This is a genomic window from Calothrix anomala FACHB-343, from assembly GCF_014696435.1.
GTDB lineage: Bacteria > Cyanobacteriota > Cyanobacteriia > Cyanobacteriales > Nostocaceae > Aulosira > Aulosira anomala_A.
This window is the reverse complement of the sequence record NZ_JACJQG010000014.1, coordinates 103279-127368: the sequence shown is the minus strand read 5'-3', so window position 1 is coordinate 127368 and position 24090 is coordinate 103279. Positions and strand designations below refer to the sequence as shown.

Here is a 24090-nt window from a genome sequence, read left to right as displayed (position 1 = left end):
TGATGTGAAAGGCTGGTTGATTTGTCACGCGATCGCATGATGAGCCTCATGCCAATTTAAATAGGATTTCTGGCACATTAATATATTCTAAAAGGCATGGCAGTGCCATGCCCCTACAATCTGTCGCATTGTTTCAGGATTTACGCATCTTCAGGATTTAGCTGTCTTAACTCATCGGTTGTGTATGTCCCGATAGGACTCCATACTAAATAAGGAACCAGTAATAGCGCTGCTAGCCAAGAAATTGGGAAAACAAAAACCGCCAAAACCACGCTGAAAATTAAACCTGCTAGTCCAATCTTTTCCCCTACATCTAGACTACGTAACCGCAACATTAGAGGTATATAAGCCACGGTAATTATCTCTAATAATAGGTACAAACCCATTAGCAACCAAGTAATTGCACTTCCTGGATTTTTTTGCCAGACAATATTAGCTGAAGCTGCACCGCAAACAAAAATTATTGTCCAAATTAGGGGAATTAATGGCTCAAAAATTAGCCATTGGGGACGGCTTAACAATGCAAACCATTTAACATCACGAGGGGTGATGAAGAAACTACCAAGTGCAATAAAAAATGTGACAGCCCCAATTACTATCCAAGATTCAACCATGCTGTTCACCTCTCTATGCTTGTAAATTTTGACAAGCTTACATACACTGCAAGTTTGGCAATTGCAGATAGAGGTTAAATCAGTCGCGGGTGGGAATGTTCACATCTATAGATGGGAACAGGGAACAGGGAATAGGGAATAGGGAATAAGAAACAGCCTTTTAAGCTTGTAATCAACCATCCAAAATCCAAAATCCAAAATCTAAAATCTAAAATTTAGATTACTCTTGCGCTCCTACTTTTTGCAGACTCCGCACGATAGTTCTAAATCCATTAAAGTCAGCAATCATTAAAGCAGTATAACCACCGCGATTTTTTAAATTGACATCAGCCCCAGCTTCAATTAATGCTTGTACTGACTGCTGGAAACCGCCTGAAGCCGCCCACATTAATGCTGTAGCCCCAGCTGAGTCTTGAAAATTCATATTCGCGCCTTTGGCTATTAATAGTCGCAAAATTGCTGGATGATTCCTTTGTGCTGCTTTTAACAAAGCGGTTTTTCCGTCTTCTGCGGGGATGTTAGGATCGGCACCGTTATCTAATAATACTTTTACTGTCTGGCTGTGTCCTTGGAATGCAGCTAGGGTTAAAGGTATCTCACCCAAATTTTTGTCATGAATGTCTCCACCGTGGCGTATAAGTACTTCTACGATTTGGCTGTGTCCTTGTAACGCAGCTAACAGCATGGGTGTATCGCCCAAGTTATTTTTAAAATGTACATTTGCGCCTCGATTTAGCAAGGCTTGCGCTATATCTAAATAGCCTTCCACAGATGCAATATGTAAAGCTGTTTCGCCATCACTATCTTGGCGATTGATATCAATGTCTTTATCTAATAAAGCGGTAACAATTTCTACATTACCTGCGGCGACTGCGGCTGATAGTGCAGTTCCACCATCTTGATTTTCTGCGTTGACATCAACCCCAGCTGCTATAAGTGTGTTCACAACTGCTAGATGTCCCAAGTCTACGGCGATTGTTAACAGTGTTTCACCTTCTGCATCTTGGGTATTGACATCTGCGCCATTTTGGATAAATGCTTCAACAACGGCTGCATGTCCCTGCTTGACTGCTAGCTTTAAAGCTGTGTCATCATCTTTATCTGTGATGTTAACTTGGGCACCAGCAGCTAGTAAAACTTTGACTATATCGACATAACCTTTAAGTGCGGCTGCCATTAAAGCTGTACTACCATCTTCATTGGTAGCATTGACATCTGCGCCTCTAGATATCAAAAGCTTGACAATATCTAGCTGTTTAGCAGTAGCAGCTAGCATTAAAGCTGTCAATCGGTAACGTTTTCTCGGTAGGTTAATATTCGCCCCAGCATCTAGGAGCGATCGCACAATTTCCGTGTAACCTAAATTAGCAGCGAACATTAACGCTGTCGTTCCATCGCGATCGCACGAGTCTACATTTACACCAGCAGTCAATAGCGCATTCAGCCGCTTGATATCACCGCTTTTAGCCGCCGCAAGCAGCAACATATCATTGTTTTCTGTCATCGAGAAATTCCGCACAGACGGTTATTGTTGATCTAGCCTCACAATTCAGTCTGAAATTGTTTATCCACTTTTGCAAGAGACTCCACCAACTAATTCACAATCAACAACAAAACCATCTTCCCTCATCTCTAGCCCCTAGTCCCTAGCCCCTAGTACATTACGGCGTAGATGAATATACCATTCCAAATCAGAGAAACGCTTACTATGTCTTAATTTTGAATTTTGAATTTTGAATTTTGAATTCCGCCTTGCGGTACTAGTCTCTTTTCAACCTTATACCGCGAATCTAAAGAAATAGAGTTATGCTAATTTTTATGAAGATTTAATAATCGGGCGATTAACCTATGGATTTGGCACTTTCTCAATCTACCAAGTATTGGCTGAACTTCTTTCACCCACTGCTGATGTGGTTATTACTTGCGGTATCAATTTATGCTGCTTATTTAGGGCTACAAGTACAGCGTACTAGAAATGCGTCGAGCGACCAAAAGAAAGAACTAATTAAAGGTAGGTATAACATTAGACATTACCAAATTGGCTCTATACTTTTGGGTCTAATGGTAGCGGGTTCGGTTGGTGGTATGGCCGTAACCTACATTAATAATGGCAAATTGTTTGTTGGCCCTCACCTATTGGCAGGTTTAGGGATGACTACCCTGATTGCTTTTTCTGCTGCTCTATCTCCTTATATGCAAAAAGGAGCAAATTGGGCAAGAATGACACATATTTTATTAAATTTTACTCTTTTAGGACTATTTGCTTGGCAAGCAGTCACTGGGGTACAAATTGTGCAAAGAATTCTCACAAATGCATAGTTAGTCATTAGTCAATGGTCATTAGTCAATAGATTGTGGATTATGCACTATTGACTGTTGACTGTTGACTGTTGACTGTATTACCGCTTTTTCTTAGAAGCAGAAAAGGGAATTCCTAAAGATTGATGAAAATCTTCTTGGACTTTGCGAGTTAAGCGCCGAGAAACTTGACGGACGATTTGGTTAAGTAAGCGATCGCCTGTAGATTGAATTAAAGACTTGGGTAATCGCTGAATAAACCGGGGAAAGTGAAGATCTACAGTTAAATCCAATTCCCACTCGACTCTTGTTAACTCAGCAAATTTACCGGGAACCTCAGCCAAATTTTCGACTAATTTCATTGATGCTCGATAATCTACGTCGTAACCGGGTGCTTGGTAATCAGGTATGGGGATAGTACGAATACGGTAAATTCCTTCATCGGCTGGTAATAATTCCAAACCGATTTTCGGTTCAACTTCATAGCCAAAAGAACCAAAACGGCCAATTATTAAAGCATAACCATTTTCTCCCAGAGGTTGCACCTTCATGGGTTCGGCGCAGCGTGCAAACCATGAAGCATGAGTATTCAAATACTCAGCAACTATAGCTGCTGGTGCAGACATTTCCATATAATCGCTGTAGCAACCATAAAATTTAGTTGGCGTTGCTATAGATACTCCTGTGAGTGCGTCCTCAGCTTCTGTGAGATGAGACGCCACAGGTAAAACTGTTTCTGTTATTTCTAATGATTGATATTCGCCGTTTTTTGAAAGCATAAATGCGTTCCTGTATCCTTTGGCGTTGGTCTATATTAATCGTTCCCAGCTGGGGTGGGTCATATCGCACTAAGATCCTATTTTGATGGAATCCTCATGAATCTGTCATGGACTTCGTAGAATCACTACAATAAAGAACTGAACAATTACATATTAGTTTCCCAGGATAGCGTTTATCATGAAAGCATTTGTAGCAGGGGCCACAGGTGAAACAGGTCGCCGCATCGTACAAGAACTGATAGCACGCAATATACCTGTCCGTGCTTTAGTCAGAGATACTGAAAAAGCTCAAGGGATTTTACCTGCTGAGGTAGATTTGGTAGTGGGTGATGTCTTAAATCCTCAAACCCTGACGGCGGCTTTAGGTGATAGTACAGTTGTGCTGTGCGCCACTGGTGCAAAACCCAGTTTTGATTTTACAGGGCCTTACAAGGTAGATTTTGAAGGCACAAAAAATTTAGTAGATGCGGCTAAAGCCAAGGAAATAGAGCATTTTGTCTTGGTGACTTCTTTGTGTACTTCTTTGTTGTTCCATCCCTTAAATTTGTTTTGGCTAATTTTGGTATGGAAAAAACAAGCTGAGGAGTACTTGCAAAAAAGTGGTTTAACTTATACCATTGTGCGGCCAGGTGGGTTGAAGAATGAAGATAACTCCAACCCAATAGTGATGCAGGGTGCTGATACGTTGTTCGATGGTAGCATTCCTCGGCAGAAAGTTGCCCAAGTTTGCGTGGAAGCACTATTTGAACCAGGCGCGAGAAATAAAATTACCGAGATTATCTCTAAAGCTGATGCGCTAGCTAAAAGTTTTGGTGAATTATTTGCTAACGTCGCCTGATCTGACTATAGATTGCTCAATCTTGCGTTAACATGGATGGGTTTAACCTGTCTGGACAAAATTCACGCCTTTGGAGAAAGTTATCAGTTGTCAAGTTCACACAAAATGCAGCAATGCTGCGGTGAATCTTGACGAAAATATCGCCTTGACTATTGTTGTTAGCTAACAAGCAAATATTAAGGAGTCAAACTCTGAAAAATTTTAAATTTAAGGGTGTTGAAAAACTAATTGGCCCGATAGCTGCACTTCTCGGCTTTGTATACTTATTTCAATGGTATATCAATGGGGAATTGCGATCGCCTGGCGATCCTATCTTTGAAGCTAAACAACCACCCCTGGTGATGAAAGGCGGCGATCCTTATATCCGCGCCTTAATGCGAACGATTTCCGCCAGCGAAGCTAACAGTAACCGTCCCTATTCTCTACTTTATGGCGGCCAGCAGGTACGCGACCTCAGCCGTCATCCAGAAATTTGTGTGACTATTGTTACTGGCCCGAATAAGGGTAATTGCTCCACTGCTGCAGGAAGATACCAAATCATCAATACAACTTGGTATCAAATTGCACCCCGCTATCACCCAAAACCGATGAATTTTATGTTTTGGGTGGCTTATAGTTTTGAAGCCGAGTATCAAGATGTGGTGGTTTACCGTTGGTTAATTGACTCTAAAGTTTGGGGAGTTGATATTACCCAACTGCTGTATCAAGGTAAGTTAAAGGATGTCTTAAAGCGTTTATCACCTACTTGGACAAGTCTTGGCTATGGGATAGAAACCAATTCTATTAGTAGTTCTTTACCGCGAATTTATCAGAAACTTTTGAAGGAGGAATTACAAGCAGCGAATCAATCTATATCACCCAATAATACTTTCAATCCCAGTCCCGCTCCCATACCTCAACGAACCTCTCCAGGAAATCAAAATCAAACAATTCCTCCCCATAGAGGTAGTAGCGGCTCATTAGAATTGAGATTGAATCATCTCTAGTTTCAACTAAGTAAATCGATTACATACAACTATGTGGGAGCAACGCAAATTAGCTGAAACCCCTTACTAATGACAAATGACTAATGACAAATGACTAATGACAGCCATCACTAGTATTTTCATTGCTACGCCCTCATCAATTTGTTATTGTCTATTTAGTTTTTGCTGAAAAATCTTGATTTTTTAATGTTTTCTGAGAAATCCACTTGATAAAGCCAGGAAATAAGCGGTAAATAGTTTGGGAAAAATTTGCAGAACCAACTAGGATTTCTGATTTTTTATTCTCAACTGCATCCCATATAGCATTAGCTACGTCCTCAGGCTTTTCAACTACAGGATTTTTGATAACATTCTCCAGTTGTTCGCGACGCTGATTTAAGTCTTGCAGATCCTTACCGCGAAAAATTGCCTTATCTAAAAAACTACTTTTAATTAGATTAGGATAAATACCACAAACATCTATATTTTTTGGTTTTAATTCTGCTTGTAGTGCTTCCGTGAATCCAGTCACAGCAAATTTACTCGTACAGTAAGGAACTAAATAAGCAGTAGGTACTTTACCGCCAATAGAACTAACATTAACTATTGTTCCCTTACCTCGCTCCAAAAAATGAGGTAAAAGAGCATTAATTGTATGAATATAACCCCATAAATTAGTATCTATTACCTGATGCCAATCGCCAAGAGAAAACTGCTCAACAGGCCCAGATGCAAAGATGCCTGCATTGTTAACTAAAACATCAATATAGCTATAATGACTCAATGCAGTTTCAATTAGGTTGCTTACCTGAGATGGATTGGTAACATCGCAAGTGATAGTAAATGGTGTTGAATAACCTAAATTTTTGATTTCTTGTGCAGTATTTTCTAGGTTATCAGCATTTCGAGATGTTAAGACTAGCTGATATCCTTGACGCGCAAATAACAACGCGGTTGCTTTACCAATACCTTGGGAAGCACCTGTAATTAGAACAGTAGGAGCCATAATCTAAGTAAAAAGGTTGGCGATTTTTCATGACTGTATACAAATTAAGTTTGCACGAAAATTTTCCAAAAACCTTCTGACTATGGCTAGATGTTCGGAAATTTAAACTCGCGATGTTTGATTACGCAATGCTAGCAAAGACTGACGGAGATAAAAAATGTTATTTTGAAGAGAAAATTGTCAGGTTTATCTTAAATTGTAAAGTACGAGAGATAGATATATTAATCAACAACTTTAATTAGTCCGCTTTGCAAAGCATTAAAAACTCGACTAATTTGCGATTTTTCTTGTTCGTTTAAATCTTCTTTAGATAGCAGTGTGGACATCAACAGACGCTGATCCTGGCGTGTAATTCTGCGAATAGCAAAGATGTGATCTAAAACAGTTTCTAACTGCATTGGGTTTGAGGTGGTGGTTAGCATATTTTTAAATAAGATTTTTGGATTGCTATAATTAACTGTTGTTAAAATAACAAGGTTTTACAAAGTTTGACATTAGTGTCTATACGGAATCACTACTATAATGTCAAGTTAAGATATATTAATTCAGTGCGATCTAGATCACAAATTTTGGGATATATTTACTCTCGCTAAACCTCGGTATTTCAGTATTTATAGTTGAGCCTGGCAATAGTTTTGCAGATTCGTTGTTGGTAGATAGACTCTGGGATGTTGTATTTCCGTCGCTAATCTCTTAAAAGCAGCTTGCGATCGCAATTATTATCATCATACCCAGCATCGGCTCAACAAGTAATAACAGTATTTTTCCTGAAGTCTGTAGTTATAAAATAAACAGCAATGTCAATATTGCATCAGTATTAAAAGTTATGACTATATACAGTAAATAACGCAATCATCCTGCTGACTACTTTGAGAAAGCATTGTAAATGCAACACTTTACAGAATTCAGTTTTTACGCGCCTATATCGAGTATATTCGATTTAAATGCGTAAAAGCACAACAATGCGAAAAATATCCAGCAAATCCCCTAAGTTTTTTCCCCACAAGGTAGGGTAAACCAAAAGGTTGCACCTTTACCAGGACTACTTTTAACGCCAATTTCTCCGCCATGTGCGCTGATGATTTGGCGACACAAGTATAATCCTAAACCAATACCGGTAGAACGGGCGCGATCGCCTCTAGCATAGCGTTCAAATATTTGCTTGCATTGTTCTTCACTCATCCCCATACCATTATCTTCTACTAAACAAGAAATTATTTCCCCTTCTAAACTGGCTTTTAAATTAATTTCCAAACCAGGAGGATTATGATTTACAGCATTACTAATTAAGTTTTCAAATACGCGCCTTAGTTGTAACGGATCTGCAATCACAACAGGTAAATCAGAGAATATTAAATTGTTTATAGTTGCTTGATGTTTTGTTAATAATGATGCTAGATCTTCGGTAATAGATGTTACTAATTCGGCAATTTTTATCGGCTCGCAATTAAGGTTTATTCCTTTACTTTCTGATATATGAGCTTCTAATAAAGAGTTAATTAAATTCAGTTGACGTTCACCACTCTCAATCATTCTCTCTAAAATCTTCCGCGGTAAAGAGATACTTTCAACAGGTAATTGTTGCCAATGTTTGAGTAACATCAACGTTCCTGTAATGGGAGTGCGTAAGTCATGAGATACAGCATGTAAAAACTCATCTTGACGTTTATACAAATCTTGTAATTCCAGCATTTTTTGCTGTAGTTGAGCAGTTCTGGCTTCTACTTTACGTTCTAAAGTTACATTAAGTGTCTGAATTTCTTGAAACAGCTTTGCTTGTTGAATTGCAATTGCTACTTGTGTAGCTAATTGCTGTAATAAATCTATTTCTACTTGCTGCCAATGACGTACTGAAGAACATTGATGTGCAACTAACATACCAAAAAATTCATCACCCACCATAATTGGCACTGCTAAAGAAGATTTTACTTGATATTTATCAAAGTAATAGACATACTTAGATGAAATTTGGGATTGGCTAATGTCATCAATTTGTTGTAAATTACCTTGAAAAAACAAATTTATAAATTCTTTAATACCATCATTATTTGGAGAAAATAAATCCACCACCGAATCCCTATTTGTCTCTAAAGATTCAGCGAATATTCTCCAGTTTGAATTATCATTAAAGTTACTAATAAATACTCTATCCGCTTGGAGAAATTGCCGCACTTCTGTAACTGTGGTGTGCAGAATTTCTTCTAAATTCAGACTACGGAGAATTTTTAAAGCAATTTCGGCAATCAATCGCTCGCGTTCGGCAATAATTTTTAATTGAATTTCTGCTTTGCGGCGCTCGGTAATATCGATTCCTAACCCAAAGAGAAAATTAAGTTCCCCATTTTCTTTAAAAATTGATTTACCGCGCCAATCAACAAGTAATTTATTTTGATTTTTGGTTAATACATAATTTTCTTGAATAGCTAATAATTTCTGTGTATTTATTGAATGAAAAAGTTCTGCGAGCATTTCTTGCTGCTCTAGGGGGATAAAATTTTCCAGATAACTCATCCCTACAACTTCTTCAAGATTGTAACCCAGAGCATCAAGCATTACTTGATTCATCATTCTCACTGTGCCATCGGGATTAATAGCGACAAAGTAAGCTGGAGTAGTTTGTACAATTGTCGTATTAAAATCTCTCTCTTGACATAATTCAATTTCCGCTATCTTGCGTTCTGTAATATCTAAACCCGTACCAATTACATAACTGATTTCCCCAGCATAATCTAATAAAGTAGTTGTTGACCAAGCAATTAATCGTCTTGTTCCATCCTTGGTTAATAAATATCTTTCCGATGTTTGCGGTAATTGTAATTTTTTGAGACTCTGAAAATCAGATTTAACTATTTCTAATTCTTCAGTCACGGCAAAGATATCCCAATATATTTTACCTGCTACTTCAGCAAAAGTATATTGAGTAATTTGCTCAAAAGCACGATTAAAGCGAACAATTTCCCCTTGGTGATTTACTACTATGACTAAAGCGCCAACTGTATCGAGAACAGCAGAAACAAAGTTACGTTCTTGGCTTAAATCCTGAATTAGTTCTCGTAACTGCAAAGTCATTTGATTAAATGTACTGGCTAAGACTCCCATTTCATTACGTTGAAAGACTTTGATTTGGATATCTAAATCACCTTGACTAATTTTGGCTGCTGCTGTTGTTAATCGTTGTAAAGGTAAAACAATTTGTCTTTGCAAGTAAATACCTACTCCTACAGTTACTGCTGTGGCGATGAAAACAGAAGCACCCATAAATATCAGCATCTGGCGAATGGGAGCATAAGCTTCATCTATAGGAAGTTCGACGACTACTTGCCATCTTAAGCTAGTAATTGGTGCTATAGCACCGATGACTTCTACACCTTTTAAACCGGGATATTTAGCTAAACATTTGTCTGCATTTGATTTATGTAATCGCAAAATCAATATTTGCTCGGATAAATCTCGATATTTTAAATTTTCTAAAAATTCGGCTTTGGCAGCGATTAAATAATTACGATTATCAATCACATAAGCATAACCAGTTTTACCAACATGAGTTTGATAGATAAAAAATCTGAGAAACTTCAGATTAATCCGCGCTATTAATACACCATTAACTTCATCTTGGTTGTTCCGAATTGGTACGGCTAATGTTACCATTGGTAACTTGGTAACCGCATCTATTTCTACTGGACTGACAAAATCTTCTTGATATTTAAGAGCGTATAAACTCCAAGGTGTTTGCGCAATATTATTGAGGTTGAATTGTCCATAAGGGGAAACTATAGAGGTAACTTTACCTTGACTATCTAAAATTGCTACTGCTTCATAGGCGTTATGATGACGAGTCAAAGCTGTCAGAAATTTTTGTTGAATTTCTGGCGATAAATCAGTTAAACCTTGGACTCTTGCTAAATAGCTAAGTTTGCGTTGTAAGTCATCTAAATAAGCATTAATTTTTGCTGCTGTTGCTTGAGAAACTTCTTGTTGTGCAACTTCTACTTGTTGCATTTGAGCTTTAAAGCTGAGATAGGTTAATGTCCCAGATACTAGTAACAGAACTATAAATACAAGCAACACTAAACCATATCGTAATTTGTTGGTGATAGAACATAATCCAGATCCTACTGAATGTGAGGTATGAGTAGGTTGGTATTTTTTCATCACTACTCCTTAAGGAAAAATATCAATTTTGCCAGTGATAATATCTTGCTTAATAGATTTCACCAGTTCTGTTTGTTTAGGAGTTAATGAACTATTAAATGAGGTTAATTCTTGAGAACCCTCTAAAAATCCAAACTTATATTGCTTTCCTTCCCAACGTCCTTGCTGTGCTAGAGTTGCTCCTTCTAATAATAATTGGGGTACTTGTTGTACTACACGAGCAATAATATTATTTGCAGCTAATTGATATTTATCCTCATCACCAACAATCGCATACATCCAAGTAATCACCCCTACTGATTTATGGCTAGCAGCCGCTTGAATCGCGCCAAGATTACCAAAATCTGCATCTGTAACTAAAATATCTACTCCCTGAGCAATTTGCGCTTGAGCAATGCTTTTAGCGGTATCTGGATCTCGCCAACTATTTACCCAGTTAATCGAAACATTAATATTAGGGTTGGTTTTCTTAATACCACGCTCTAATAATATTGCTTGTTCTTTAGTAATTAATAAAGGTTCCCCACCAATAAAAGCAACTTTATGAGTTTGAGTTTTTAAAGCAGCAATTACTCCGGCTAAATAGCCAACTTCATTACTGCGAAATGCTAAGGCTCCTAAATTGCTATTATTACCGCCATAACTACCAACAATGGCAAATTTACTTCGAGGAAATTCTTTGGCAACGATTTCCGATGCTTTTACATAGTTACCACCATGAATAATAATAAAATCAAATTCTTTTTGCGCGTATTGGCGGATAATTGCTTCTGCATTATTTGTGGTGACGTTAGCAGTGTAAGCTATTTCTGCGCCCAGTTGCTTTTGAATTAACTTTAATCCTGTATAGCCTGATTGATTCCAACTTTCATCGTCGATTGGGCCTGGTAAAATAATTGCTACTTTAAATGCACCTGCTGTAGTATTTTTAAATATAGATTCAGGTCTATGCTTGACGTAATAACAAGCGGTAAGCAGTAATGTAAGCAATACTCCCATAACTTTTACGGGAGAAATTTGTCTCTGTACATACATTACTGCCAGCGATCGCATAAATATATAGTTTGGATATACTTTAGTTTGACTAAATCTCAGTCAGCTACTCTAATCAAGGGATATTAGGTGCGATCGCACACACTTAGATGAGCTGCACCTAATCCACAAAGTGTGGTAAAAATTATCTTTCTAGATATTTACTGAAATCAAACTTATCATTAAATTGGTTCTGTCCGATCGTCAATAAATATGAATAATTTCTTAAAAAATTTGAATATAATTGTGGGGACGCAAAATATTACGCCCCTAATTGTATAATTTATAGCTGAAATCTTGCTACTTAATTGCTACTTAAAGGCAACACCTTTATATAAATATCCTGAGATTTTGGGTATTTTGGGAATATAAAATTGCTCAACCGTCAAATTAGCAAACTGTGCTGCAACTAACTGTCTGATATTGCGGTTGATGTTGCAACCGTCACCAATGACTTGACTGAGGGGGTTCAAGCGATGTTGCCAAACTTGAATATTTGCTTCATCACTTAATCCATGTTCTAGAAAAAAGTACCTTCCACCTGGTTTGAGAACTCGATAAATTTCGTGAATCGCTTGAGAAACGTTGGCAATACTACATAAACAAAATGTACTGACGACACTATCAAAAGTGTTATCAGCCATTGGTAAATTCTCGCTATTGAGAACTCGATTATCGACTTGAATATGAGAAGATTGAATACGTTTTTGCGCTAACTTATTGATTCCAGCATTTGCATCGACTGTAATTAGCTTTTGTAGATGTTCTGGGTAGTAAGATAGGTTGACTCCAGAACCAAAGCCAATTTCTAGCACTTCTCCGGTGACATTTGCTAAAATTTCCCGACGATATGCAGACAATGTAGGACTAGACATAGCTGCATCTATAAGTCGCGGAGCGATAAACTGTGAATAGAAACCCATTGACTATACCTTTATTAAAGCGATCGCAATTCACCACAGTGTTAGTTTTATCTACTGCTGCTGCGCGGTGCTACATCCACAAGAATCACCCAATCAGGTGAATCGCTTGGACGAAGTATTTTTATATGCCATAGTCTTACTGTAACAATAAGCAACTTAAGCTGCTTATTGGGTTTATAGTTAAACTCGATTTTATTTAATATATAAATATGCAAATTGAAAGTAAGCGTCTACTGTTAGTACCCATCTCACCTACATATAGAGAAATTATATTTCAGGAATTTACACCAGAAGTCACTGAGTATACCTATGCAGTTCCTTCAGCAGATATTGCCCAAACCGATAAATTTATTAAGCAATCAATTCAAGAGATAGAAAATGGTACTGAATTAATATTAGTAATTTTGCTCAAAGAAACAAAAGAATTTATCGGTTGTGCTGGCTTACATGCTATCAATACAAATACTCCTGAATTAGGAATATGGACGAAAAAATCTGCACATGGCAATTATTATGGCAGAGAAGCAATTTCGGCGCTTAAAGCATGGGCAGAAGAAAATTTAGATTATGAATATTTGCGTTATCCAGTAGATAAACGTAATATCTCTAGTCGGAAAATTCCTGAATCTTTGGGGGGAGTAATTGCTACAGAATATGACAAAATTAATTTAGGTGGCAAGCGTTTACATACAGTTGAATATTGGCTTTATAAAGCGATAAAATCTAGCTCAAATATTGATTGTTGAGGTGAGTATAGCTGTTGACTGTTGACTGTTGACTGTTGACTGTTGACTGTTGACTGTTGACTGTTGACTATATTTGCAACTTCAACGCGGATTAGCTACTGGTGGCGGAAACCAAGGATTACTACCATTAAATCGCACATCTCGGTCTAAACGACTGTGGAAGGTATACAAAATTGGGGAATTCTCACCCTGTCCCATCAAATTAATAGTCCAACCAGGAACAGAAATTTTTTCACAAGCTGGTTTATTAATTGTTACACCTAAACAAGTATCATTCCAAGTTATTTGTTCAGCCCAATGAAAATTAAAACTATCAGCAGGTTTACCAGATTGTGCAACCGCCATTTTAATTGCTTCATTCACAAGAGAACGCGGTATACTTTTAGGCGCATCAAATTGAAATCCGTTTTGCAAAGCAAAATATACCCACTGCTGTTTTGGCGATGAAACTTCCACCTTCCAACCAAAGATATTTTCGATATTAGGAACTGCTCCCTGTATTGGCATAGATGGGCTATCGTTGCCAGAGCTTCCCCATTTTACCGCTTGAACTCGCTCAACTTTCCAGCGCGATCGCGAAATTTGGGAACGTTTCTCTGCATCAGCTAAAATATCTGCAATTGTTTTCTCAGGTATATTCCCCACACTAGCAACTATATCTAATTCAAATCTATTCCCATTTAAATCGCTACGATATACCCATTTTGGTGGTTCCTTCGAGTTTGGTTTATCGCTTTTGAGCGTAATCAACCATCCAGGGGTTTTTGTCGAATTACAGCGCTCATATATCTTAGGAAAGTCTAAGCAATTGTTTTTCCATTCTTTTGGCTCAACAGATGTGACTCTTATCTTACCTACTGGTGGTTCGCTGAGTAATGTAGCATTGCTGATGACTTTTTGTCGTACATCTTTAGGTAAGCTTTCTAAACCATTAACCCGAAAATTATTGCGCAAAATCTTTGGTGGTACAGCATGATATAACCACCGATGTTTACCACCGATAACGCTGACAGTCCAACCTCTCAAAGCAATTTCTTGACATTTCTCATTAGCTGCTGGCAGATTCAAGCAAGAATCAAATGTCTGATTTTCTATTTTCACAACCCGGACATTGCCAAGTTTTAAATTTAAGCGTTTCGCCATATCTTGACGAATATTTAAACTCACACTACTGGGGATAGTTGATGATTGAGATACAGATTGTGATTGAGATAATTTACCAGGAGAATCAGCTAAAATATATTGATGTGTAAAAGTAATGGCTAGCGTCAATCCACCTACTATTGAAGCAATAGAACAAATAGTAGCTTTGGTTTTCATAACAAATATAAATAAGTTTAGGTGTGTAATGGCTATGACGAAAAATACACAAATTTAGTTGCCCTCTTCAATCAGAAGTTGCAGCACATGAATATATTTTAGAGGTTATGGCATTGCCATGACCGTACTATCTGTCGCATTCTTTTTTAAAATTTGGATAAATAATTAAAAGTTTGTAGTGAGGACTTTAGTCCGATTCAAAACTAAAGTCCTCACTACAAATTCAGCAAGATTATTGTCGTCAAATACTAGCGAATTGCTTAGTAGGGGAAAAGTTGGGGGAATAAACCAAATAAGGTGAGTAAAGATAGAGCCAGGATCAAAGATGCTCCAGAACCTATGGTTAATAAAACCAAATCTCTGTTAGGACTGCGTAAGAAGGTTTGTAAAGTCAATCTTTGAACAGGCTTATATCCGACGGTTACAAGTGGTAACTTATCGCGATAATCAGCACCATAACGCGCCATTCTCTCAAAAGGTAATTCGCCTTGAGAACGCTGGGGTAAAACCCGCCGGCGTTGGTAAGGAACTGTATTATCGCCAAAGTTTTCCAGATATTCGTCGCTGTTGAGCAACTCTTGAACAAAGCCGACTATTCCTTTAGTCGCCAGCACAATAGAAAAAGCGAGTTTTTCGCGATCGCTATAAATTCTCCGTCCTAAAACCCGTTGTACACAGAGTTCGACAAAACGGTAATTATTGTTAGCATCGTAATTCAACCGCCGAAACGAATCAGATAAAACTAATCCGCGAATAAACTCTTTAACTGTAATTTGTCCTGCTTTCAGTTGAGATTCTAGGAAGATTTGACGATTGCTAGACAGCATCTGCTGTTCGTGGAAAATTTGGCGATAAGCTGCCAAAATCAAAACATCCATTTCTGTAGCTGACAGCAGGTTATCTGTTGTGTAAATTCTGGGCTGTTCGTCACCAGGGATCTCAAAGCCAGTAACACGCTGGTTTTGAGATGAGGGAGCATACTCCAACAAAGGAATTGACATGATAAATACCTCTATGCTGTAAGCTGACATGCAAAATTCCGGCTTTGGTGAGTCGAGTTAGTCGCACCCAACCGCCACAGCTTCTAATTCGCAGTCATTTAACTGCTATCCAGATTCGGAATCTCAAAATACAGAATAAGCCTGTGTCAGAAATTCACCTTTCAAATTGCGGGAGAAAGCAGTATTTCTTAACAATCCAGAATAATTGGTAATTTGTGGTTCATAATTCGTAATTAATCTGGAATGCTACAAACAGTCTGACTTTTATCAACTGAAGCGCTACTGTTAAGGGAACTCCAAAAAATAAATTATTCCGTTCAAGTCTTTGACTGTTGACCGTTGACTGTTAACTGTGAACAGTCTGTAGGGGCGGGTTTTGTGAGATATTCACGCTCCTAACAGATATGTCGGTTAAACCCGCCCGTACAAAAATAGCAATGGAATATTTTTTTACTTGGAAGTCCCTAATAACTAACTGCTGATTCTCCCCGCCAAAAAGCTAGGGGATTCTGAGTGGGGCGGTAATCAGGATAAAATCGCAGCTGAGATTCCTGAATAGATTCAGGGGGCGCAATCCCCAATCCCAAGCAGAGGTGAGAGAGCGATCGCGCATATTTTTCGTGGTGTCCTGGGGAACCCGCATGAGCATGGGCATATTCATGGACAACTAAGAGCAGCCAGTCAGCTGGTATTACTCTTCCCACATCAATTAGGATGGTAATCGGATTTGTTTGCAGATTGCACAAGCCATCAAGACCAAAAGACTGCGCAATTGGCGCTGCAAAGATTTGAATCGCAGGTTGTTCCCAAGGATGAAAACAATCGTGGCAAGCCTGAAGATAGTTTTCGAGTTTTGCGTTCACCGCTTCAATATGCTCGCCAATCCACATGCACAGAGGTTTGCGGTTTTCCATATCAAAAACCACATCAATCATCTCTGCATCGAGAGCTAGACTCCTCACTCCATAAAGATAATCTAGCCCTCGCGTAAATGGATCGGTACTGGTGGTGATGATTAATTTACCAACCAAAGAGTGAGAAGTATTCTGTGGATTCGGTCGCATTGCTTATCTGTTCGGGGTTCTGGTTTGAGAGATCAGCCTCATCGGAATTAGAGGTATCTGAAACATCTCCTACTCGGAACTCTGTACAGAAGGTAGCGGTGCTAAAACCACCAAATCTTTTGACTGTACTGGTACGCATCCGGATGCTAGGGCTAACAAACCAGAATCTCTCAATGGAACTCATGGTTTCGTACTCGGTGATCAGAACTAAAGCGTCCTCATCATCCATTTCATAACGCCCAGCTATAGGAACGATTTCCGCATAACCCCGTTCCCGCAACAGCGAACCTTGACGGGGGTTATCGGCATCAGGAATCAGCGAGAAGACAGTCGAACCTTCATGGTTTTCATCTTCCCGATCCCAGCCCATTGCACCGTGCCAAGATACAAAAGCACCACCGATAGCCAATTTGGGGTCAACTTGATGAAGTTCGCAAATTTCAATCACTTTTGGATGATCGGCTCCCAGCGCTTCAACCAAGATATTAGATTCCCCAGCTTCAGAACGCTTAAAGGCTAAGTGGTGAGTCGTGCGCTGCGATCGCCACTTACCTGTACTTAGTTGAAAAAACTCCATTGCATCCATAAATCAAACGCTAACTCCAAACAACAAGTTGAGCAACCCAATCATAGTTAATTATAAAACTGCTAGAGCCATCCTGAGTTAGAGATTTTGGGCATGGGGCATGGGGCATTGACAATTGTACAGACGCGATTCATCGCGTCTCTGACCAATTCGTTTATTCGCTAACGTCTAAAACTACCCACTTGTCAAGACCATGTAACTTTTGTTAACTTAATTTGCAGCAGAATAATCAAACTCATATTTCGACACACCAGAGAGTCAAACCTATGGATATGCCGATAGACCTTAACTTAGAACAGAAATTCAACCTCAAAGTTTACGAAGAACAGATTAAAGCATTAAGCCAGGAAGAATCACAAAAATTGCTTTTAGAAGTATTACGGCAGTTAATGGTCAAAGACAATATGATTAAGCATCTTCTCAAGCAGTCTTAAGTAGCTCGGCGAAATCAAAGATAACTGGCTGAGGCTGTCATTTGTCCTTAGTCATTTGTGAGCCACTGCGTTGGACGGGTTCCCCGGCTTGAAGCAAGTGGCGTCATTGGTAAAGATTTCCAGCTTACTTAATACAACAATTAATTAATTCGTAGCTCATTCTCTGCGTACCTCTGCGCCTACTTTTGCACCCTTTTGCGTTGAAAATTCCCCCCGCAATCAGCCAGGATTTTATGCAAAGCTGTACTTAGTTAACTAACCTCGATAACCGTGAGCCTTCAAACCGATAAAGACAAACCACAAACAAGCACCACCGCCAATCTCGTACCCGAAACCGAAAAAATTCTTTGTCCCCATTGTTTGCGTACAGCGACAAATGGCATTAAATGTAAGGGAATTTGTGTGGCTGACAGTGACTATTGATTCATCGGTCAATAGGATTTTCTGAACCTAGCGCTTTTCATCGTGCCTTTAAACGCTGGACAAAACAAACACTCCGGAGTTACCGAGAAAAACAGCGATCGCGCTTTCCAATTTCTTCATAATATCTGCGATCGCTCGCCAAAATTTGTGAAAACTTTATTCTCCCCCTCTGCTGCTAACCCTGCTCATCATCAGGAATCTTGGTATCCGGAATATGCTTCAGTCCCCAAGCAATCATGGTTTTCAGTACAGGACGAAGGCTTTTTCCTCGCTCGGTTAATTGATAGTTCATCCGCCGAGGATGGTTGCTGTATGGTTGTTTCTCTATTAAACCGGCTTCTTCCAGAAATTTTAGGCGATTTGTCAAAATATTAGTAGAAATACCTTCAGGAGACTCCAAAAACTCGTCAAATCGTTGTTTTTTAAAGAATAGCATGTCTCTAATAATTAGCAGCGTCCAGCGATCGCCTATTAAATCCAGCGAACAAGCAATTGGGCAAGGTGAACGGTGAGCTTGAGACATTGCTAAAACTATATTTACTACTTACTTGCATTTTACAAGTAAGTTTTGCTATATTAGCTTGCAAATTGCAAGTTAAAAGTTAAAAAAATGAAAGAGACAACAATGACCCAAGTTCCACCAACTGCTAGAACTGGCGAAAACTTTGCTGTGACTGATTTAGGATTATTTTCGCAATTACGGCAATTTACTTTTGAAACACCAAAAATCCCCATCAAAGCAGAGGGTAAGGTATTTCTCAAGCAGATTCTCGCTCTCACTAGTGCGGAAATTTCGGTCAATAACCTCGCACCCAACAAATCAGTGCTTTTTTATCACAAGCATCGCTTAAATGAAGAAATTTACATCTTTATTCGCGGGGAAGGCGAGTTTCAAGTTGATGATTTTGTCTTTCCACTGGGAGAAGGAACTGTTGTGCGAGTAGATCCGGAAGGCGAGAGATGTCTGCGAAATACCTCAGATACAGAGGATTTATGCTGGATTGTGATTCAATCACGAGTAGGTTCTTTTGAAGACCACACCATTGAAGATGGCTTTGGTGTAAGTAAAAAAGTTACTTGGCTTGGTAAGCAGCAGATTTAACTATAGCGCTTAATCTATTTCGCCAAAATACTCGCGGATACCAGTTATTTTGTCATCTTGAATATCGAAGGAAATAACATTATTTCCTGTAAACGGCTGATTGCGAATAGTTCCCTGAGTTTCAAACTCAACTATCACACTAGTATCATTACTGATAATATTTTTGGGTGGACTAAAAATTAGGCGATCGCCCCTTTCTGCACGCGCCTGGAATCTGGCAATTAGCTGCTGCTTATCCTCATAACCAAAAGGTGTATTTCGCTGCTGACCAACCGGTAGCCAGAATATCACCTCATCTGCCAGCATCTCAATAAAGGGTTGAAAATTCCCTGTTGCCCATCCTTGAGCCAGGTAGTCAAATGCTTGCTGGGCAATCTGCTGAATTTTGATCCCCTCCATAAGCCTTCCTGATTAACAATTCAAAATTCAAAATTCAAAATTCAAAAATAAGTATTAACAACTTATACCAGTTCTTTTTGAATATACATAAAAATAGCCCGCTTCTGCAGGCTTTGTTTTGTCCTTGAATCAGGCAATTTCAAGATTGCTCAAATAACTTCATTTCTTGCCACCAACGATTAAGCGGATAATAAACTACAGGTGCCCACAAACTGCTGAGAATGGCAGAAGCTAGGGCAACACGCTGATAATATGTCCAAATATATTCAGCTTTGCGATCGCCTGCCCAAGTCAATTCCAAACCAAAAATAGTCTCGCAGATAAACGCCATTGCAAACACAATTAAAGCGATGGAAATAAAGTCTTCCTCAATGAAACGCTGCTTTTGCAGCAAACTCGTCAACATGCCCACAATCCCCAGAGATAAAGCATGGGTAGGGTGAGGCGAGGTCATAGCGTCTTGAAGTAAGCCCATAACTATACCTGCTAATAACCCAGACCATACAGGGCGTTTTACACTCCAAGCTACCACCCAAATTAACAACCAATTAGGCCCGATCCCCAATAACTCCATCCCTGGTAAGCGAGTCGGCAACATTAACAAACATAACAACACAGATCCAACTGTCACCCCCCAATCCACAAACTGACGAGTACGCGGATGCCAACGCGCGATCGGCGGGATTTGAATTCGCGATTTTCTCCGCGCAGGTGATTTTGATTTTTTTGGGCGGCGACCAGTCAATACAGGGATCTTCATGGTGTTACAAGACTTGGGGGGAATTTAATTCGACTTTTGCGGTTGTGGGTTAGTTGGCGGTTGGGAATTTTCTGTTTCTGGAATCGGTTCTTCTGGTTTGGGGTAGACAGCTACCCAATCTAACGACCTAATTGGCGGGAAAAGTTCTACTTTGGCAATTGATGCAGGCAGTTTCTTTAAATCTAGAGACTTAATTCTTCCTACAGCTACACCAGAAGGATACCTTTGACTGTAGGTTGATGTAGAGACAAAATCACCCACCTTAACATTGGGAACTTTTTCATAAAATTCCAACACAGCCTCAGCTGAAGAATCGCCGCGCAAAACGCCTTTAGCCGATGTCCGGCTAATTGTTACACCCACTTGACTCTTGAGATCGCTGATCAGTAACACCCGGCTAGTATTAGGCGTAACAGTTTCTACTAAACCGACTAAGCCACCTTCTGCTTTGACAATAAAGCCTTCTTGAATTCCCGAATTACTACCCCGATCTAGGGTAATTTGCTGCCACCAATGATCGGCGCTACGTCCTAATACCCGCGCGGGAATTGGGCGTGATGCCACTGGTTCTTTGGTGACATAACCCAACAAGTTTTGTAACTTTTTGTTTTGGCTTTCTAAATCTACGATTCGCGCTTGCAACTCTAATGAACGGGCATCTCTGAGGCGTTCTTCAGGGGTTGGCCCGGCTTGTAACATTTGTGCTGGACGAGTAATTACTTGGTACATCTCCAGGAGTAAAGCACCTTGGGTTTCCCGTAATACCCAAGCGCTACCTAATGCCAAAGCAACTAATCCTAGTTGTAAACTTTTGCGATCCCACCAACGACGTAGTAACACCATCTATCCATACCTTAATTTTTATATGTTTATATAATTTGAGAAATTTTCAGTTTTATTTAGTTGTATCTATATAAAACCCAATATCAGATATTGAATTCTCAATATTTTGAATTCAATATCTGATATTTTTGCTACATATTCCGAGAACGACCGCTAAATACCCGTTCCAGTTGCTTGAAGTTTTCCAAAACACGACCTGTTCCCAAAACCACACAACATAAAGGATCGGCAGCGATATGTGTGACGATACCTGTCTCATGACTAATCAGCGTATCTATGCCTTTGAGTAAAGCACCACCACCAGCCAGCATAATACCCCGGTCAATAATATCTGCTGCTAGTTCGGGAGGTGTCCGTTCTAATGTGCGTTTCACCGCTTCAATAATTACTGATAGCGGTTCAAGCATACTTTCACGAATTTCCGGGCCTTTAATTGTCACAGTACGTGGTAGACCAGAAAGTAAATGTAAGCCCCGGACTTCCATCATGGAATCATTATCGTCATTGGTGGGATAGGCAGAACCAATGCGAATTTTGATGTCCTCAGCAGTCCGTTCCCCAATTACTAAGTTATGAACCTTTTTCATATATTGCAGAATTGCTTCTGTGAGTTCATCGCCTGCAATTCTGACTGACTCGCTCAGTACTGTACCCTGGAGACTGAGTACTGCAACTTCTGTAGTACCACCACCAATATCGATGATCATGTTACCAGTTGGTTCGGCTACTGGTAGTCCTGCACCAATAGCTGCAGCGACTGGTTCATCAATTAAATAAACTTCTCTGGCTCCAGCTTGGGAAGCTGCATCCATGACAGCTCTTCTTTCTACCCCTGTGACACCACTGGGAATACCAATGACAATTCGTGGTAGAATCAATGACCTACCTTCATTAACACGTTGAATAAAACTCTTTAACATCAGCTCGGCTGTGTCAAAGTCAGCGATTACCCCATCCCGCAAAGGACGAAGAGCAACCACATTTCCTGGTGTCCTACCGAGCATTTTTTTAGCATCTTCACCCACAGCTAGTGCAATCTTTTCGTTTTGATCGATAGCTACTACCGAAGGTTCTTGGAGTACAATACCTTTACCTGATACATAAACGAGGGTATTAGCAGTACCGAGGTCGATACCCATATCCCACGATGAGCGAAAGTTCCTGAAAAGACCCACGCGTCCTACGCCCCCTATTTGCGATACTTGATGACTACGACGGTTAGAGTTAATCGTGCTGGATTCTATTACGTTTTTGATCCTTAGTCCAGTAAAGATAGATATTTTTTTGGATATTTTTTGAGAATCTTCACTGGCTGTCAGCCTAATATTTTTCGATCTTCTTTGAGTTCAACAATATATCCGTATAGTTTTCTACTTTATCCCTAGTATTTTGTATCATTTTTCGATACAACTTTATTGCTAAATCTTTAACATATTTTCAATAGTTTCACAATTCGCTATGATGGAATTCAAGATAAATAAGTACGTATGTACTGAAAGGTGAAACCATGAGTATTAATATTGTCACCCTTGTTGGTCGTGTAGGCGGCGATCCAGATATTAAATATTTTGAGTCAGGTAGTGTGAAGTGTAGATTGACACTAGCAGTAAATCGGCGATCGCGAAATCGAGATGAGCCTGATTGGTTCACCTTAGAATTATGGGATAAAACAGCAGAAATTGCGGGTAATTATGTACGCAAAGGTAGCTTAATTGGCATTAAAGGCTCCCTCAAGTTTGACACATGGAGCGATCGCCAAACCGGAGCCAGCCGTTCTATGCCCGTCATTCGAGTAGACCAGCTAGAATTATTAGGTTCCAAGCGCGATAATGAAGGGGGCGGAGGAGATTTTTCGCCAGAAAATTTCTAAATATTTTAGTCAACAGTCAACAGTCAACAGTCAACAGTCAACAGTCTCATGCTATTGACTATTGACTATTGACTATTGACTTTGGACTATTGACTAATAACTAATTTGCAAAGTTACCGATGCTTCTACTTGCTGTTCGCCGCCAATGATGGGGGTAGAGACATCTGCACTATTAGCTTTGAAAGCTTCAGAACGCATTAATACAGGTGAAGGTGGTGGGGCGCTAGCACCGTTGATTTGAATACTTACCACTTCCTTAGAATTCAAACCTAAGCTACTAAACACAGCTTGAGCTTGAGCTTGGGCATCTTGGGTGGCTTCTTTAAGTGCTTGCTTTTGAGCAGTTGCGATCGCTTCATCAGTAGCAACAAAACTAATACCATTAATTTGTGTTGCTCCAGCCTTTACCGCATCGTCTAATAATGTACCCGCTTTATCTGTAGCAATCCGAAAACTGACAATATTGCTAGCCGCATAGCCAGTAATTCGCTGCACATTATTCGTATAACTATAAACTGGATTCAAGCGGATACCTGTAGTTTGCAACTTTTCTACATTCCGACTCTTAAGTAAAGCTACCACTGCTGCTGACCGACGGGCGGCTTCTTCTTGTACCTCTTGGGCTGTTTTACCTTGAATTTCTACACCCAAACTGACTAAAGATAAAGTAGTCGGAATTGATTCCATACCCCTACCGCTAACAGTCAGTGTGCGCCATAATTTTTCCTTTTCTTGTGCCAATCCAGGCTGCATAAAAGTTACACAGACAAGCATTGCTAAAGGTAAAGTTTGCCAAAATTTGCCAATACGAAATTGGGAACCGGATAAAGCGGCTCTAGACATAAGATGTACACTCCTCGGAATAATTAATTAGAGATGTTGGTCATGGTATATCTAAGCAATTGTCATTGAACGGTCAACTGTTAATAGTTAAC

The 24090-nt window shown here is 39.5% G+C and carries 25 protein-coding genes and 1 pseudogene; 8 read left to right on the top strand and 18 right to left on the bottom strand.

Annotated elements, in window-relative coordinates; genetic code table 11:
- Nucleotides 1-140 precede the first annotated feature (140 nt).
- Complete coding sequence (locus H6G08_RS10485; protein ID WP_190541410.1) at nt 141-614, bottom strand: TspO/MBR family protein; 474 nt, start codon at nt 612-614, stop codon at nt 141-143.
- Nucleotides 615-834: 220 nt separating this feature from the next.
- Nucleotides 835-2118, bottom strand: a complete 1284-nt coding sequence (locus tag H6G08_RS10480) for an ankyrin repeat domain-containing protein (protein ID WP_190541408.1) — start codon at nt 2116-2118, stop codon at nt 835-837.
- Nucleotides 2119-2462: 344 nt separating this feature from the next.
- On the opposite strand from H6G08_RS10480, the gene H6G08_RS10475 reads away from it, so the two are divergent.
- Complete coding sequence (locus tag H6G08_RS10475; RefSeq protein ID WP_190541405.1) at nt 2463-2933, top strand: DUF4079 domain-containing protein; 471 nt, start codon at nt 2463-2465, stop codon at nt 2931-2933.
- Between the two features lie 80 nt (nt 2934-3013).
- Here H6G08_RS10475 and H6G08_RS10470 read toward each other — a convergent pair whose 3' ends face one another.
- A complete protein-coding gene (locus tag H6G08_RS10470; RefSeq protein ID WP_190541401.1) occupies nt 3014-3691 on the bottom strand; it encodes a DUF1997 domain-containing protein in 678 nt (225 codons plus the stop codon).
- A 178-nt stretch (nt 3692-3869) separates the two neighbouring features.
- On the opposite strand from H6G08_RS10470, the gene H6G08_RS10465 reads away from it, so the two are divergent.
- Nucleotides 3870-4529, top strand: coding sequence for an SDR family oxidoreductase (locus H6G08_RS10465; protein WP_096644994.1), 660 nt, complete (start codon nt 3870-3872; stop codon nt 4527-4529).
- Between the two features lie 173 nt (nt 4530-4702).
- Nucleotides 4703-5377: pseudogene (locus tag H6G08_RS10460) on the top strand (glycoside hydrolase family 24 protein); the annotation flags it as partial.
- Between the two features lie 289 nt (nt 5378-5666).
- On the opposite strand, the gene H6G08_RS10455 reads toward H6G08_RS10460, so the two are convergent.
- The 5 genes from H6G08_RS10455 to H6G08_RS10435 all read right to left on the bottom strand — a co-directional run bounded on the left by H6G08_RS10455 (nt 5667) and on the right by H6G08_RS10435 (nt 12607).
- Nucleotides 5667-6500 (bottom strand): SDR family NAD(P)-dependent oxidoreductase, encoded by an 834-nt coding sequence (locus H6G08_RS10455; protein ID WP_190541396.1) that lies wholly within the window; start codon nt 6498-6500, stop codon nt 5667-5669.
- Between the two features lie 221 nt (nt 6501-6721).
- A complete protein-coding gene (locus tag H6G08_RS10450; RefSeq protein WP_190541394.1) occupies nt 6722-6922 on the bottom strand; it encodes a hypothetical protein in 201 nt (66 codons plus the stop codon).
- Nucleotides 6923-7487: 565 nt separating this feature from the next.
- A complete protein-coding gene (locus tag H6G08_RS10445; protein WP_190541391.1) occupies nt 7488-10652 on the bottom strand; it encodes a PAS domain S-box protein in 3165 nt (1054 codons plus the stop codon).
- A gap of 9 nt (nt 10653-10661) precedes the next feature.
- Nucleotides 10662-11705: a BMP family protein gene (locus tag H6G08_RS10440; RefSeq protein ID WP_190541388.1), complete on the bottom strand. Its 1044-nt coding sequence runs from the start codon at nt 11703-11705 to the stop codon at nt 10662-10664.
- Nucleotides 11706-11995: 290 nt separating this feature from the next.
- On the bottom strand, nt 11996-12607 hold the full coding sequence (locus tag H6G08_RS10435; RefSeq protein ID WP_190541386.1) for a class I SAM-dependent methyltransferase: 612 nt from the start codon (nt 12605-12607) through the stop codon (nt 11996-11998).
- Between the two features lie 209 nt (nt 12608-12816).
- Between H6G08_RS10435 and H6G08_RS10430 the strand changes: the two genes are divergently transcribed.
- Nucleotides 12817-13353: a GNAT family N-acetyltransferase gene (locus H6G08_RS10430; protein ID WP_190541383.1), complete on the top strand. Its 537-nt coding sequence runs from the start codon at nt 12817-12819 to the stop codon at nt 13351-13353.
- 81 nt (nt 13354-13434) lie between these two features.
- On the opposite strand, the gene H6G08_RS10425 is transcribed toward H6G08_RS10430, so the two are convergent.
- The 4 genes from H6G08_RS10425 to H6G08_RS10410 all read right to left on the bottom strand — a co-directional run bounded on the left by H6G08_RS10425 (nt 13435) and on the right by H6G08_RS10410 (nt 17324).
- Entirely contained in the window at nt 13435-14673 is a 1239-nt protein-coding gene (locus tag H6G08_RS10425; protein WP_190541380.1) for a DUF8738 domain-containing protein, read from the bottom strand.
- 260 nt (nt 14674-14933) lie between these two features.
- Nucleotides 14934-15674, bottom strand: coding sequence for a phycobilisome rod-core linker polypeptide (locus H6G08_RS10420; protein ID WP_190541377.1), 741 nt, complete (start codon nt 15672-15674; stop codon nt 14934-14936).
- A gap of 464 nt (nt 15675-16138) precedes the next feature.
- Nucleotides 16139-16738: a hypothetical protein gene (locus H6G08_RS10415; RefSeq protein WP_199322472.1), complete on the bottom strand. Its 600-nt coding sequence runs from the start codon at nt 16736-16738 to the stop codon at nt 16139-16141.
- Complete coding sequence (locus tag H6G08_RS10410) at nt 16695-17324, bottom strand: phycobiliprotein lyase (protein WP_190541374.1); 630 nt, start codon at nt 17322-17324, stop codon at nt 16695-16697. Before H6G08_RS10410 ends, H6G08_RS10415 begins: the two co-directional genes overlap by 44 nt.
- A 266-nt stretch (nt 17325-17590) precedes the next feature.
- Between H6G08_RS10410 and H6G08_RS10405 the strand changes: the two genes are divergently transcribed.
- Both H6G08_RS10405 and H6G08_RS10400 read left to right on the top strand, forming a co-directional pair.
- On the top strand, nt 17591-17758 hold the full coding sequence (locus tag H6G08_RS10405) for an NblA/ycf18 family protein (protein WP_096647804.1): 168 nt from the start codon (nt 17591-17593) through the stop codon (nt 17756-17758).
- Nucleotides 17759-18022: 264 nt separating this feature from the next.
- Nucleotides 18023-18181 (top strand): DUF8639 family protein, encoded by a 159-nt coding sequence (locus tag H6G08_RS10400; RefSeq protein WP_521165942.1) that lies wholly within the window; start codon nt 18023-18025, stop codon nt 18179-18181.
- Nucleotides 18182-18356: 175 nt separating this feature from the next.
- On the opposite strand, the gene H6G08_RS10395 is transcribed toward H6G08_RS10400, so the two are convergent.
- Entirely contained in the window at nt 18357-18704 is a 348-nt protein-coding gene (locus H6G08_RS10395; protein WP_190541367.1) for a winged helix-turn-helix transcriptional regulator, read from the bottom strand.
- Between the two features lie 87 nt (nt 18705-18791).
- Here H6G08_RS10395 and H6G08_RS10390 point away from each other — a divergent pair, with 87 nt between their 5' ends.
- Nucleotides 18792-19283, top strand: a complete 492-nt coding sequence (locus tag H6G08_RS10390) for a cupin domain-containing protein (protein ID WP_242046118.1) — start codon at nt 18792-18794, stop codon at nt 19281-19283.
- Between the two features lie 9 nt (nt 19284-19292).
- Here H6G08_RS10390 and H6G08_RS10385 read toward each other — a convergent pair whose 3' ends face one another.
- From H6G08_RS10385 to H6G08_RS10370, 4 genes are all read right to left on the bottom strand, one after another.
- Entirely contained in the window at nt 19293-19682 is a 390-nt protein-coding gene (locus H6G08_RS10385) for a nuclear transport factor 2 family protein (RefSeq protein ID WP_190541364.1), read from the bottom strand.
- A 139-nt stretch (nt 19683-19821) separates the two neighbouring features.
- Nucleotides 19822-20442: a rod shape-determining protein MreD gene (gene mreD / locus H6G08_RS10380; RefSeq protein WP_190541360.1), complete on the bottom strand. Its 621-nt coding sequence runs from the start codon at nt 20440-20442 to the stop codon at nt 19822-19824.
- A gap of 24 nt (nt 20443-20466) precedes the next feature.
- Nucleotides 20467-21285, bottom strand: a complete 819-nt coding sequence (mreC, locus tag H6G08_RS10375) for a rod shape-determining protein MreC (RefSeq protein WP_190541357.1) — start codon at nt 21283-21285, stop codon at nt 20467-20469.
- A 131-nt stretch (nt 21286-21416) separates the two neighbouring features.
- Nucleotides 21417-22424 (bottom strand): rod shape-determining protein, encoded by a 1008-nt coding sequence (locus tag H6G08_RS10370; protein ID WP_096645016.1) that lies wholly within the window; start codon nt 22422-22424, stop codon nt 21417-21419.
- A gap of 368 nt (nt 22425-22792) precedes the next feature.
- Between H6G08_RS10370 and H6G08_RS10365 the strand changes: the two genes are divergently transcribed.
- A complete protein-coding gene (locus H6G08_RS10365; RefSeq protein WP_096645017.1) occupies nt 22793-23155 on the top strand; it encodes a single-stranded DNA-binding protein in 363 nt (120 codons plus the stop codon).
- Nucleotides 23156-23248: 93 nt separating this feature from the next.
- Here H6G08_RS10365 and H6G08_RS10360 read toward each other — a convergent pair whose 3' ends face one another.
- Nucleotides 23249-23998 (bottom strand): SIMPL domain-containing protein, encoded by a 750-nt coding sequence (locus H6G08_RS10360; protein ID WP_190541354.1) that lies wholly within the window; start codon nt 23996-23998, stop codon nt 23249-23251.
- Nucleotides 23999-24090 lie beyond the last annotated feature (92 nt).